The sequence below is a fragment of the Allomesorhizobium camelthorni genome, from assembly GCF_011045125.1.
Taxonomy (GTDB): domain Bacteria; phylum Pseudomonadota; class Alphaproteobacteria; order Rhizobiales; family Rhizobiaceae; genus Allomesorhizobium; species Allomesorhizobium camelthorni.
The window spans coordinates 1-13103 of record NZ_JAAKZF010000112.1; the positions used below are offsets into that span (position 1 = coordinate 1).

Sequence of the window (13103 nt, forward strand, 5' to 3'; positions counted from 1 at the left end):
GATGTGTCCGCCGATCTTGCGTTCCAGCCAGGTCAGCGGCAAGGGCAGCAGCAGCAGGATCGCTATCAGCAACGCGACCTTGAAGACGATCAGAGCAAGGGCGACGACAAGTTCCATGATCCACGGCTACTTGTTCGACGGGTTGACATCCGCAACCGCACACTGAGCACTTACGCAGTTGTTGGGCTGCGCGGGAACGGCAGTTTGTCAACGACGACCCATTTTGTGTAATAATACCACAGCTATGTCGTTGCTGCTATGATCGGTCCGGGTGCACGACATACAAGACGGGTGGCCCGACGTGCACTTCGCCGCCTCTTGCACCATCTTTTCGACCTTCGTGAATGTCGCACACAATCCCTTCCCGCACCTCGACTGAAGCCGATCTCGGCACCGCCGATGTTAGGGGCTGAGATCATTGTCGCCGCATTCGGAGGGGCATAAGATAATTATAGAATAAAGGCCACGACGACGCCGGGGCTCTGTTGCAAAGTTTTCGGTAACCGGGAGCATGGGATTTGCGTCCAGTGTTTGCCGGAGAGTTCAGATGTTCAAGGGTCGCCATTTCGACCAGTCTGTCATCCTGCTTTGCGTCCGCTGGTATCTGGTGTCCGGCCACTTTGATGCGGGCGCCCCGACCGCAACGCCTTTCTTGCCGACCTGAGGTCAGACCGGTGACGATCAAGGCATCGGCTTCCTGACCTTGCTGCAAGACGAGAGCAAGGGACTCCAGGCGGACTACGCCGGAAATTAGGTCGATGTCGATCCGATCCCCGGTACCCTCATCGTCAACATTGGCGAATTGCTCGAGTTCGCATCCATGGCTGTGAACCAGTACCGAAGCTTGACCCCGGCCACGACTGGTTTTACCCATTGATTTGTCTCGCGTTTCCGTCCGATCAGTGGGTCACGGTCGGCGCCGGCGATGTCCCTTCGCGAATCCCGGTTTATATTAGGTGGCAATAGGTTAGGGTCTGTGTGGCCGTGGTTGATCGTTCGGCGCTTGTTCACATTCAGCGAATGGGCGAGCGTCTTCGGCGATGCCAAGATGCGACCGCGCTTCTCGACCGGCTCACGCACCATTGCCACATCCTTGAAACCGGAAACGACAGCTTCCGCTTCAACAAGGAAGGCATCTCGTCGAGTGCTGCTTTTCCAAGCTCAAGCGGTGCAGAAGGGTCGCACCACGATACGAGAAGACCGCACGAAATTTCCTCGCGATCGTCACTATCGCAGCTAAAATCTTGTGGACTAGGTAACTGCCCACACGACCTAGCGTTTTCTCAACGATCAGGCGTAGGCCTTCTCACGTTTGAAATACGTGGCGAGAAGATAGTAGACGACCGCCCGGTACTTGTTGCGGTTGGACCGGCCATATTGCTCGATCACGTCGGAAAGTCCCTTGTCGAGGTCCGGTCCGTCCTTCAAACCGAGTTTACCGATCAGAAAACGCTTCTTGATCGTCTCCAACTCGGATTTGTCAGAGGCAGATATGGTCGAAGCGTCTGCACTGTAGATCGACGGGCCGCAACCAATTGTTACCTTCTTCAGAAGGCTCATGTCCGGCGTGACACCGCACTTTTCTTTTAAGTCTGTCGCGTATTTGGCGACCAGTTCGTCTCGCCTGCTCATGTGATTCCCTCTCCATTGTCCAAGTTTCATCGCCGTTGCGAGCGGCCTTAACGTCATTTCGGCACGGTTCGCCCGGACCCGGCCGCGATTATTTGTCTATGCGGCATTGAGGGCAGCGGCGACCTGTTCTTTCTTCGGCAGGTTCCCGTTCGGCGTGAGCTTGTCGACAACGCCCGGCAAAGCAGTGGAAAGCTGCTTCAGCAGTTCTTCCTCGCTGACACCCGCCTTGGCCGCCAGTTCCTTGACGGTTTGGTCGCCGAGCGCCTTGCCCAGATCGTTGGGCTGAATGGGCTTGTTCTCACCGGTCCCGACCCAAGAATCCGCCTTGTCACCCTGCCCTGCAGTTTTCAGATTCTCGAGCAGGCCATCAAGGCCGCCAAGAAGGCCGCCATCCTCGGAACCGGGAGTCTGAGTTTGCGGGTTGGCCGGATCTGACTGCTCACGTCGACCGCCTAGCATCTTGCTGACGAGAAGCGCGCCAAGCGCAATCATCAACGGCTTGCCGATTTTACCGCCAGGTACCGCGTCGTCGAAAAGTCCCATATGGGCCTCCTGCTGTTACAGTGCACCCCCAGAAAGCATACTTGTTCCACGGCAGCCGTATTTCAAGGCTTAGGCCTCTGGTTGCAGCCTTGAGTTTCCCTCGACCCTGTGTGAGCATGATTTCGGGGCGGAAGGGGCGATAGAAGGAAGCCTCTCATGTCGGTTATCGGATGGATTGTTCTCGGCTTAGTTGCCGGATTTATCGGCAGCAAGATCGTCAACAGCAGTGGCCAGGGCCTGCTGATGGACATCGTGCTTGGAGTTGTCGGAGCGGTTGTCGGCGGTCTGATTTTCAGCTTCTTCGGAGCATCGGGAATTACCGGGTTCAATATATGGAGCCTGATCGTCGCCGTTATCGGCTCGATCGTCGTGCTCTGGCTCTACCATCAGATGACCGGACGACGCACGTTGTAGCATCAGCATCGAGCGCATGGCCTCTTGTCATGCCGCTCGACTAGAGCTTCCCGCTTTTCCGGGAAGCCTATCCAACGAGTTGCCCCGCGACCGCAAGCAAATCAGATGGAGGGGAGGCGCTGTTGGATCACGCCGAGAGGTCGATCGAGATTCATGAGGCAGTCCTGGTGAAAGCACCAATACTCTTCGATCGTGTGTGGTGGCGACGGCTATCCGCGTTTGCGACGGAAGTCGCGTTCAGGTCATGGAGCTTGAATTCGGCGTAGGGCGGGGCACCGCCTCCAGCCTTATGGCGAAGAGTACCGGTACCGCAGGACTGCACCAACGCTAATACAGGCTTTTGCGTCGCGCGTGCGCGCAAGAGCGCGAGGCATCCGATTCTTTGGAGGTCGCCGGACTACCGGTACCTGTCGTACCAGTGCCTTGAGCGTTCGTCCGATTGGCCGACAGCCAAGCCGATAAAAAAGCCGATTACCCCGCCAAGGACGAAGACCGAACCAACAACGCCGGGGTTCTCCATGACGGGCGTGACAACAGCCTGAGCACCGCGGGAAGCAGCAGCGACCATATCGTCTCTCCGCTCGGCCAGCACCGCTCTTAGGTTGGCAAGTTCGCGCCGGAGCCCGTCGGTCTCATCCGCCAGATCATCATCTAAGTTGGGATCGTCATTGCGCTCGTTGGCCATAGTGCTGGACTCCGAAAGTAGGTGGTCACGCGCAACGAAAGACGGTCCCAATTGTTCCGCCGCCCAAAGGGGGGCGGGGTGTGGTGAGTCTATCTCTACGACCTTGCTGCCCGGTGCCCGCCTCCGTCTCTCGGTCTCTTTGCTGCAGGCCGCGGTTTGCGGCGTTTCGGCGGAGGAGGCGTAGCTGCCTGCCGGCGTTCAGCCTGATAGACGATGTATGCGGCATAGGCCAATACAGCGAGAACAAACAGCCGGATCATGGCTCACTCCCATTTCCCGCCCAACACGGACATCGAGGCGATGGTTCCCGAAGACCACACCGGAGACATGCGATGACCGACAATTCGATACCATCGTCCAAACCGTTGTTCACCGAGACCATGCAGATCGGCATGGTGGTGCGTGACCTGGATGCGACCGTGCGAGCATACGAGTCCTTCGGCGTCGGCCCATGGGAGCGGTTCGAAATCCCGCCGGAATACGGTACTGACGTGACGATCGAGGGAAAGCCCTCGTCACTGCACACGCGGGTAGCATGTGCCAACATCGGCAGCGTGCAGTGGGAGCTGATCCAACCACTTGACCCGCAGAGCATCTACGGCCGGTTCCTGGCCGAGAAGGGCGAGGGCGTGCACCACATCGCGGTGCGAACGCTGAACTTCGCCGAGATGGTCGCCCGTGAGGCGGCTCTGGGACGGGGCCTGCTGCTGCGTGGCACGTTCAGCGGCATTGACCTGGCCTATCTCGATACGACCCGCGAGCTCGGCGTTCCAATCGAGATCGGCAGCTTGCCCGAATACCAGGGGTCATAGCCACGGTCGGCGCGACACCGCGCATAAAGCGGCCTACCACGACGCGTCCGACTAGGCGCGGTCGTTGATGTCCTGCTCAAGCTGCCGTGCCGATGCCAGAATGTCATCGAAACTCGGCGGGGTGCCGAAGATCATGGCCGCCGTATTGGCATAGTCGCGCGTGAGCGCGTCCACCATCTTTGGAGCGGGCGCGATCGCGAAACTGCCCGGGACTGCTGAGGCGAGGTCATAGTCGGGACGGTCGAAAAACATTCGTGTGTGCCGCACACAATCGGCGCCAAGATCGAGATCGCCGAGCGCGGCCTTTCCGGTCTCGGATCCGAGAAGACAGTGCAGGTCATAATAGTGCCGAGACACCCGCTGGCCTTCCTGCCGCAGTTCGCCGCGCCGCTCGTACCAGCGGCGCAATCCATGGGCGATCACCACCTTGTCCCAAAAGGTGCGGGTCGCCTCGATCGTGGTCACGTCGGCGACGGTGAGATCAATGCCTGCCGCTTCCTCCGCGACATAGGGCGTGATCGTGATGGGGCGATTGGGATCGAGCGCCGATTTCGCCCCGGACTCGAGGCGTATGGCCGGTCGCACATAGGCGCCATCACGCGGCTCGACCTCGGGATACCAGAGGAGCAGGGTCTGACCATCGGCATCGGCTTCGTCGAGCTCCACCCGTCCGGCGCCGTTCGTAATGTCGGCAAGTTGAGCGCTGAGGAAGTCTCGCAGCGGCCCTGTGATATACGCACGGCAGGCGTCCCGGATGGCGTCGAGCTTGGCGCGGCGTTTCTTGTTCGACAGTCTCTCAAGCTCTACGACGGAGGCAGCCTCGTCGTGGCTCCCCCGCAGGCCGTTCGTGGTAGAGCGAATTGAGGGTCCAGCAGACCCAGAAATCCTTTTCGACATTGCCCACCGGAGCTCCGATCCGATTGGCCGTGGCGAGGAACAGGTCGAGCCGGTCACGTGGGGATGCCGCGATGACCTGGCGGTAAGCATCGGTGCTCATGGCTTCGCCTCGTGCGGGTCCGCCCTCAGGATTTCGCGGAGGAACTCCTGCATCCAGATCGGCACGGCGGAGAGACCGGCGCGCAGATCCTCGCGAATGGCCTCGCCGTGCTTGGGGTCAGCAAACAGGCGGCGCAACGTCGCCTGGATACGCTTCCGTTCGCCCTTCTGGGTCAGCATGTCCTGCATCCAATGCAAGGCCTGGACGACCCGCATCCCCGGCCGATCCGCCCAATAGAGGCGGCTAGGGGCAGCGTATTTGAAGTGGATTTCCTGCGTGCCGAGCTTGATTGGCTTCAACCGCGCATCGACCAGTACTTCTATTCGGGCGGGGACGGCGGTCGTCAGGCCGAGGTCGTTGGCGGCCGTCATACCATCGATGACGGCGCGCGCCCGATCGCGGCGCGTGACGGCGCGGATCACAGCGCGATAATCCGGCACGGTGGCGCGGCCAGTCAGGTTGTTCGTGCGCGGCCGGTCATAGAGGCCTCGGTCGATCCGGCGCAGCTCCTCGGCGGCTGCCAGGCGCTGCAGGGTTTTGTCCACGGCGGCGCGCGCGCCGAGATCGGCGAAGTCGCCGGGGGTCCAGACCTCGTCGGGTTTGGACTCAATGCGGGCAAGCAGGCGCGAGCGAAGATCGGTATCGGGCTCAACTATGGGCATGTCCGAAATATGCTACAAGTTTCGGACAAAGGCAAGGTATGAGTCCGAAATATGCTACAATTTTCGGACACTCCGTGGCGTCCAAACTCCAAAATGGAACTCGCATTTTCGCATTGAAGGATATGGCCCGAGCATCGAATGCCTCCTTCCGCAGGGGCACGACATCATCCCGGTTGACTCTTAGCCAAGACGAGAACAAATGTAGAACATATCACAGGCTTTCCGCGTTTCAAAGGGTCAGATGAGTGTATCGGCGCCCCCTGCTGCCATTTCCGAGCTTCGAGACCGCATCGCGCGTCTCGAAGGTGGAAATGCACGCGAGCGTACGGTTTTGCCGTTCGGAGTGGCCGCGATTGACAGGGTTCTGCCGGGAGGGGGATTGGTTTTAGGCGGCCTGCACGAGGTCGCGGGCGGTGGAAATGGCTCCGTCGATGGCGCAGCCGCGGCACTCTTCGCTGCCGGTATTGCCGCGCGCACGGTGGGCAAGGTGCTGTGGTGCGTTACCCGGCCCGATCTTTTCGCGCCTGCGATCGAACAGGCCGGCCTTCCTCCGGGGAGAGTCATCTATGTTGAGGCCGGCGACGAGAAATCCGTCCTCGCCTGTTTTGAGGAGGGCCTTCGAGGCGGTTTCGGCGCGGTTATTGCCGAGATTGTCCGGCTTTCGATGACGGCCTCGCGGCGGCTGCAACTCGCCGCCGAGAGCTCCGGCGCCATCGGCATCGCCATTCGCCGCTGGCGTCGGCAGACGGAGGCCACGGACTTTGGCCAACCAACCGCCTCAGAAACCCGGTGGCGGGTGTCGGTCCTGCCGTCGACACCATTGCCCGTTCAGGGGATTGGACGCGCGCGCTGGTATCTCGAGCTGATCCGATGCCGGGCCGGAGAGAGTGCAGATTTCATAGTGGAGGCATGCGATGCCAAGGGTCGTATCGCTCTTCCTTCCGTCGTGGCCGACAGACCGCTTCAGAAGGAAATCGGGCGACGCCGCGCCTCCGCCTGAGACGCCGCTCGTGCTCATCGGCCGCGACGGACGTCGCCGTGTTGTGCTCGCGGCCGATGCGGCAGCACGCGCCGCCGGCCTGCGCATCGGCATGCCGGCGAGCAAGGCGCAGGCCCTCGTTCCGGGCCTGATCGTTCATGATGCAGAACCTGAGGCAGATGTCGACGCGCTCGAGCGGTTGGCGCTATGGGCGCTTCGCCGCTATGCGCCGATCGTCGCTGCCGATCCGCCGGACGGCATCGTGATCGACACGACCGGCGCCGACCATCTGCATGGTGGCGAGGCTGTGATGCTGACCGAAATGGTGGCGCGGCTTGGCGGCTCCGGTTTAGCGGCGCGCGCCGCAATCGCCGATACTTGGGGGGCGGCTCACGCAATGGCCCGCTTCGGTACACGGCAGACCCTTGTCGTTCCGTCCGGCGAGATTGCACAGGCGATCCTGCCTTTGCCGATCGCCGCCCTCCGTCTTCCCGCCGTGACGATCGATAGCCTGCGACGGCTCGGCTTCGAGAGAGTTGCCGACCTCGCCGCTATGCCACGCGCGTCGCTCGCGTTGCGTTTTGGACCGGAGCCCGGCCGCCGCCTTGACCAGGCCCTTGCACGGGTGAGCGAACCGATCGATCCGATCCGGCCGGAGGAGATTGTGGAGGTGCGCCGCAATTTTGCCGAACCGATCGGCGCGCCAGAGACGATCGCCCGCTATACGGGCAAGCTGGCGGCCGAACTTTGCGCCGAACTCGAGACGCGAGGGCAGGGCGCGCGCCGGCTCGATCTTCTGTTCTTCCGTGTCGACAATCGCGTCGAGGCGATCCGTATCGGCACAGCAATGCCGGTGCGTGACACGAAGCGCTTGACCCGGCTTCTCACAGATAAAATAGAAACAATCGATCCAGGGTTCGGCATCGAGCAGATTCGGCTTGCCGCGACCGTTGCCGAGCCGCTGCGGGCCAAGCAGACGATTTCCTCGCTCGCCGAGGCACCCGAACCCGACGTCTCGGATGTAATCGACATCCTCGCCAACCGTGTCGGTGAGGAGCGGCTCTATCGCTTCGCCCCGGTGCAGAGCGACGTTCCCGAACGGTCGGTCCAACGCATTGCGCCGATGGCGCCCGACACCGGCGAGGGCTGGCCCGGCCATTGGCCGCGTCCGTCGCGGCTGCTGCCGCGGCCCGAGCCGATCGAGACGGTCGCACTTCTTCCCGACCATCCGCCCGTGACCTTCACCTGGCGCGGGGTGCGCCGCCGCGTGAAGCGGGCGGACGGCCCGGAACGGGTTTTCGGAGAATGGTGGAAGCGCGACGCCGAGCTCGCGGCGGTGCGGGATTATTTTCAGGTCGAGGACGAGAACGGCGAGCGCTACTGGGTCTACCGCGCCGGCGACGGCGAGGATGCGGCGACCGGATCACACACATGGTTCATGCATGGGATCTTCGGATGACTGTCGGAACCCGATATGCCGAGTTGCAGGTCACCTCGCATTTCTCGTTCCTGCGGGGAGCATCGTCCTGCGAGGAGCTGTTCGCACAGGCGGCATTGCTCGGCATCGAAGCGCTCGCCGTCGTCGACCGCAATTCGCTTGCCGGCATCGTGCGCGCCCACGAAGCGGCGAAGACGACAGGTGTCCGGTTGATCGTTGGCTGCCGTCTCGATCTCGCCGAGGGCATGTCGGTGCTGGTCTATCCGACCGACCGACCGGCCTATTCGCGGCTCTGCCGCCTGCTGTCGCTCGGCAAGGGCCGCGCCGGCAAAGCCAAGTGTCATCTCGAATGGGATGATGTCGTCGCCTATGGCGAAGGACTGATCGCGGTGCTCGTTCCCGACGAATCCGATGACCTATGTGCCGTCCGTCTGCGGCGGCTGCGCGAGATCTTCGGCGATCGCGCCTATCTGGCGCTCACCTTGCGCAGACGCCCGAACGACCAGCTGCGGCTTTACGAGCTGGCAAATCTGGCGGCTGCGATGCGTGTGCCGACCGTCGTCACCAATGATGTGCTGTTCCACGAGCCGGCTCGCCGCATGATGCAGGATGTCGTCACCTGCGTCCGCCACAACGTCACCATCGATGACGCCGGCTTCCGGCGCGAACGTCATGCCGATCGTTACCTCAAACCTGGCGACGAGATGGCGCGGCTATTCGGCCGCTATCCCGAGGCCTTGGCGCGCACCGTCGAAATCGCCGAGCACTGCCGATTCTCCCTCGATGAGCTCGCCTACCAATACCCCGAGGAAAAGACCATGCCGGGCCTCACCGCGCAGCAGGCGCTCGAAAAACTTACCTGGGAAGGTGCGGCCCGCCGTTACCCCGAGGGCCTGCCCGACAAGGTGGTCGGCATCCTGAAACACGAATTGCGGCTGATCGAGACGCTCCAATACGCGCCGTATTTTCTGACCGTGAACTCGATCGTTCGTTTCGCCCGTAGCCAGGACATCCTCTGCCAGGGCCGCGGCTCGGCCGCCAATTCGGCGGTCTGTTACGTGCTCGGCATCACCTCCATCGATCCCGAACGCAACAACCTCCTGTTCGAGAGGTTCGTCAGCCAGGAGCGGCGGGAGCCGCCTGACATCGATGTCGACTTCGAGCACGAGCGGCGCGAGATCGTCATGCAGTGGGTCTATGAAACCTACGGCCGTGATCATGCAGCACTCTGTTCCACCGTCATCCGCTATCGCACCAAGGGCGCGGTTCGCGATGTCGGCAAGGCGCTCGGCCTGCCCGAAGACATGACCAAACTCCTGTCCTCCCAGATCTGGGGTCATGGCGAGGCGGTCGATGAGCAGCGCGCGCAAGAGCTCAACCTCAATCTCGGCGATCGCCGGCTGCGCCTCACCCTCGAACTCGCCGCGCAACTTGCCGGCACCCCGCGCCATCTCTCGCAGCATCCGGGTGGTTTTGTCCTGACGCACGATCGGCTCGACGATCTCGTGCCGATCGAACCGGCGGCGATGAAGGATCGCCAGGTCGTGGAATGGGACAAGGACGATATCGACGCCTTGAAGTTTATGAAGGTCGACGTGTTGGCGCTCGGAATGCTGACGGCGATGAAGCGGTCATTCGATCTCCTGTCCGAGCACAAGGGCGTCACACTCGACCTCGCAACGATCCCGGCCGAGGATCCGCGCACCTACGCGATGATCAGAAAGGCTGACACGCTCGGCACCTTCCAGATCGAATCCCGCGCGCAGATGTCGATGCTGCCGCGCATGAAACCCCGGACATTCTACGACCTGGTCATCGAGGTGGCGATCGTCCGTCCGGGGCCGATCCAGGGCGACATGGTCCATCCCTATCTTCGTCGGCGCGACGGCAAGGAAGCGGTGACGTTTCCGACACCGGAGCTCGAGCGCGTTCTGGGCAAGACGCTCGGTGTGCCGCTGTTTCAGGAGCAGGCAATGCAGGTGTCCATGGTCTGCGCCGGCTTTTCCGCCGGCGAGGCCGACCAGCTGCGGCGCGCCATGGCCACCTTCAAGCACACCGGCGGTGTCTCAAAGTTCCGCGACAAGCTGATCAACGGCATGATCGCCAACGGCTACACGCCTGAGTTTGCCGAAAAGACCTTTTCGCAACTGGAGGGTTTTGGAAGCTACGGCTTCCCTGAAAGCCACGCCGCCTCCTTCGCGCTGATCGCTTATGCCTCGAGCTGGATGAAATGCTGGCATCCGGATGTGTTCTGTGCGGCGCTCTTAAACTCGCAGCCGATGGGCTTTTATCTGCCGGCCCAGATCGTGCGTGACGCCCGCGATCATGGCGTCGAGGTGCGCCCCGTCTGCGTCAATGCCAGCCGCTGGGATTGCACGCTCGAGCCGATCGATGACGAAGATTGCTTCGCTGTCCGGCTTGGCCTGCGCATGGTGAAGGGTCTCGCCAATGATGACGGGGCGGCGATCGTCGCGGCGCGGGCCGACGAGCCCTTCGCCTCGGTAGACGATCTTTGGCGCCGCGCCGGCGTGCCAGCGGCTTCACTGGTCCAGCTCGCCGAGGCCGATGCCTTTTTGCCGGATCTGAACCTTGCCCGCCGCGATGCGCTCTGGGCGATCAAGGCGCTGCGCGATGAACCTTTGCCCCTGTTTGCGGCCGCTACTTCCCGCCAGCAGAAGACCGTGCCGGAGATCCACGAGCCCGTCATCACGCTCAGGCCGATGACGGCCGGCCGCGAGGTCGTGGAGGATTGTGGTCATGTCGGGCTGACCTTGCGCAGCCATCCGGTCTCGTTCCTGCGTGCCGATCTTCGTCGCCGTCGCATCGTGACCTGTCAGGAAGCCATGCAGGCGCGGGACAGAAGTTGGCTCGAGGCTGCGGGCCTGGTGCTGGTCCGGCAGCGGCCGGGCTCGGCCAAAGGCGTGATGTTCCTCACCATGGAAGATGAGACGGGCGCCGCAAACGTCGTCGTCTGGGTCAAGGTGTTCGAGAAATTCCGGCGCGTGCTTCTTTCGTCGGCCATGCTCGGCGTGCGCGGCCGTATCCAGCGCGAAGGCGAGGTGGTTCATCTCGTCGCCTACGAGCTGACCGATCTGTCGGCCGAACTCGCCAGTGTGGGAAACCGCGAGACGCCGTTTCCATTGCCGCACGGCCGCGGTGACGAGGCGCACCATGGCGGATCGGGCATCGATCCGCGGAGCCTGCCGAAGGGCCGAAACATCGTCGATCCCTTATGCCGAGCTCGGCATAAGGGATCTTATCCCGACCCGGAGACTATGCCGATCAAGCTGCCTAAGCCACGGGACTTTCGATAAAATAGACTCGCCGGATCGGCATAATGTTTTCTTCTCCTGCAGCAAACGCTCAGGAGAATGACGTGACAAATGCCTATGACCTAAATAGCGGCCGACTACGGCAACGCTTTGATGATTGGCGCTATCGCCCAAGTGTTCGCCTTTACATCTCGCGCATGCAAGACGACGGCTACAGTCGCCCGCACACGTACAATTCCACGAGGGCAGTCGGGGAGTTTGCTCGATGGTTGATGGACGAGCATGGGAACGGAGGCGACGTCAACGAATATACCATCTCCCAATACCTAGCTGTTCGAGCGCAGCGCAGGACGCTTCCCAATGGCTATCGAGCGGCTCTTTCGCGCCTATTGTTTCTGCTACGCGAGAGCGGCGATGTTCCGCCCGCTACCCCAAAGCGGGATCAGCACCAGGAAGTCATTGCCGCGTTTGGGCAGTACCTGCAGCACAGACGCGGCCTCCAGTTGCGGACGATAGCGTCCCAGACATGGCACGCGCTTCCGTTTCTAAGGGAGATTTGGGGCGGGGGCGACCGTGAGCTGAGGACGATCAAGCGGCTAGATGTCGTCCAATACGTGGAGCGCCGCGCTCGTCGTCGAAGTGCCCGAACGACGCAGACGATGTGCACAGGGCTTCGATCCTTTCTGAGGTATCTGCATGCGGAAGGTCTTGTTGATGACGACCTTGCTTCCGCTGTTCCGTCGCTAAGAACGTGGAAGCACGCGACGCTCCCAACGTTTCTGACGGCCCCGCAGTTGGATGCCGTGCTGGCCCATTGCGATCGGAGCACGGCTGCGGGCCGTCGCGACTACGCCATCCTGCTGATGCTGGTGAGACTCGGCCTCCGTGCCAACGAGGTGGCGACACTCAAGCTGGACGATATCGATTGGGAATCCGGACTATTCTCGATCCAGGGCAAAGGTCGCCAGCAAGCAGTAATGCCACTCCCCACAGATGTCGGGACAGCCATCGTGGATTATCTTCAAAACGGTCGTCCCTCGTCGGCCTGCCGGCAGGTGTTTCTGCGTGCCGACACACCCTGCACAGCGTTTCCTTCAGCTGGCGGTGTCGTGCTCATTGCCAGGCGAGCAATAAAGCGAGCTGGCATAAGCGGACTGGCTCATCACGGGTCGCATGTCTTTCGCCATACTCTGGCGACCAGCATGATCAGGACAGGTGCAACACTCACCGAGATTGGCCAAATCCTGCGTCACCAGCATCACGATACAACCCGCATCTACGCCAAGGTAGATCTTCCCAGGTTGCGGATGCTGAGCCTAGCGTGGCCGGGAGGCGCACAATGACCCGGCTCCTGGATATGCTCGAGCCCTATCTCCAGACGCGACGAGATTACGGCTTCCGAACCAAAGGCGACCAGGGCCGGCTCCGGGACTTCGTGGCCTTTATGAATGCGAGCGGCGCTGACGTCATTACCGGCAGATTGGCAATCGAGTGGGCTACAAGAGCCGGCGCTCCAGCAACCTGGGAAGTACGGCTCTCGCCGGTGAGGTCGTTCGCCAAGTACCTAGCGAACAGCGACCCGCGAACGGAGATCCCGCCCACCGGAGTGTTCCCGCAACACCGTCGTCCCCAACCCCACATCTATTCCGAGGCCGAGGTCGAGGATCTT

General features: G+C 61.8%; 11 protein-coding genes and 4 pseudogenes. 9 read left to right on the top strand and 6 right to left on the bottom strand.

The features are described 5' to 3' along the window. Window positions 1–117: pseudogene (locus G6N73_RS32005) on the bottom strand (NADH-quinone oxidoreductase subunit NuoH); the annotation flags it as partial. Between the two features lie 892 nt (window positions 118–1009). On the opposite strand from G6N73_RS32005, the pseudogene G6N73_RS32010 reads away from it, so the two are divergent. Continuing rightward, a pseudogene (locus G6N73_RS32010) lies at window positions 1010–1122 on the top strand (ATP-binding protein); the annotation flags it as partial. Window positions 1123–1130: 8 nt separating this feature from the next. After that, a pseudogene (locus G6N73_RS32015) lies at window positions 1131–1259 on the top strand (IS5/IS1182 family transposase); the annotation flags it as partial. A 31-nt stretch (window positions 1260–1290) separates the two neighbouring features. Here G6N73_RS32015 and G6N73_RS32020 read toward each other — a convergent pair. Both G6N73_RS32020 and G6N73_RS32025 read right to left on the bottom strand, forming a co-directional pair. Continuing rightward, the gene (locus G6N73_RS32020; protein WP_165033961.1) at window positions 1291–1632 is read right to left on the bottom strand and encodes a DUF2853 family protein; all 342 of its coding nucleotides are present in this window, start codon (window positions 1630–1632) and stop codon (window positions 1291–1293) included. Between the two features lie 96 nt (window positions 1633–1728). Continuing rightward, complete coding sequence (locus G6N73_RS32025) at window positions 1729–2175, bottom strand: YidB family protein (protein WP_165033962.1); 447 nt, start codon at window positions 2173–2175, stop codon at window positions 1729–1731. Between the two features lie 156 nt (window positions 2176–2331). Here G6N73_RS32025 and G6N73_RS32030 point away from each other — a divergent pair, with 156 nt between their 5' ends. Then, window positions 2332–2589, top strand: coding sequence for a GlsB/YeaQ/YmgE family stress response membrane protein (locus tag G6N73_RS32030; RefSeq protein ID WP_095494529.1), 258 nt, complete (start codon window positions 2332–2334; stop codon window positions 2587–2589). Between the two features lie 397 nt (window positions 2590–2986). Here G6N73_RS32030 and G6N73_RS32035 read toward each other — a convergent pair whose 3' ends face one another. After that, window positions 2987–3274: a hypothetical protein gene (locus tag G6N73_RS32035; RefSeq protein WP_165033963.1), complete on the bottom strand. Its 288-nt coding sequence runs from the start codon at window positions 3272–3274 to the stop codon at window positions 2987–2989. Between the two features lie 332 nt (window positions 3275–3606). Between G6N73_RS32035 and G6N73_RS32040 the strand changes: the two genes are divergently transcribed. Then, window positions 3607–4086, top strand: a complete 480-nt coding sequence (locus G6N73_RS32040) for a VOC family protein (RefSeq protein ID WP_165033964.1) — start codon at window positions 3607–3609, stop codon at window positions 4084–4086. A 51-nt stretch (window positions 4087–4137) separates the two neighbouring features. Here the strand turns inward: G6N73_RS32040 and G6N73_RS32045 are convergent, their stop codons facing one another. Next, complete coding sequence (locus G6N73_RS32045; RefSeq protein ID WP_246252744.1) at window positions 4138–4983, bottom strand: nucleotidyl transferase AbiEii/AbiGii toxin family protein; 846 nt, start codon at window positions 4981–4983, stop codon at window positions 4138–4140. Window positions 4984–5079: 96 nt separating this feature from the next. After that, window positions 5080–5745: a DUF6088 family protein gene (locus G6N73_RS32050; RefSeq protein WP_165033965.1), complete on the bottom strand. Its 666-nt coding sequence runs from the start codon at window positions 5743–5745 to the stop codon at window positions 5080–5082. A gap of 241 nt (window positions 5746–5986) precedes the next feature. Between G6N73_RS32050 and G6N73_RS32055 the strand changes: the two genes are divergently transcribed. The 5 genes and pseudogenes from G6N73_RS32055 to G6N73_RS36550 all read left to right on the top strand — a co-directional run. Continuing rightward, the gene (locus G6N73_RS32055) at window positions 5987–6745 is read left to right on the top strand and encodes an ImuA family protein (RefSeq protein WP_165033966.1); all 759 of its coding nucleotides are present in this window, start codon (window positions 5987–5989) and stop codon (window positions 6743–6745) included. Beyond that, window positions 6660–8183: a Y-family DNA polymerase gene (locus G6N73_RS32060; RefSeq protein ID WP_165033967.1), complete on the top strand. Its 1524-nt coding sequence runs from the start codon at window positions 6660–6662 to the stop codon at window positions 8181–8183. The genes G6N73_RS32055 and G6N73_RS32060 overlap by 86 nt, the downstream gene beginning before the upstream one ends. Then, complete coding sequence (locus G6N73_RS32065; protein ID WP_165033968.1) at window positions 8180–11476, top strand: error-prone DNA polymerase; 3297 nt, start codon at window positions 8180–8182, stop codon at window positions 11474–11476. Before G6N73_RS32060 ends, G6N73_RS32065 begins: the two co-directional genes overlap by 4 nt. A gap of 62 nt (window positions 11477–11538) precedes the next feature. Then, on the top strand, window positions 11539–12777 hold the full coding sequence (locus tag G6N73_RS38435) for a tyrosine-type recombinase/integrase (RefSeq protein WP_165033969.1): 1239 nt from the start codon (window positions 11539–11541) through the stop codon (window positions 12775–12777). Further along, window positions 12774–13103, top strand: a pseudogene (locus tag G6N73_RS36550) (tyrosine-type recombinase/integrase); the annotation flags it as partial. The gene G6N73_RS38435 and the pseudogene G6N73_RS36550, both read left to right, overlap by 4 nt.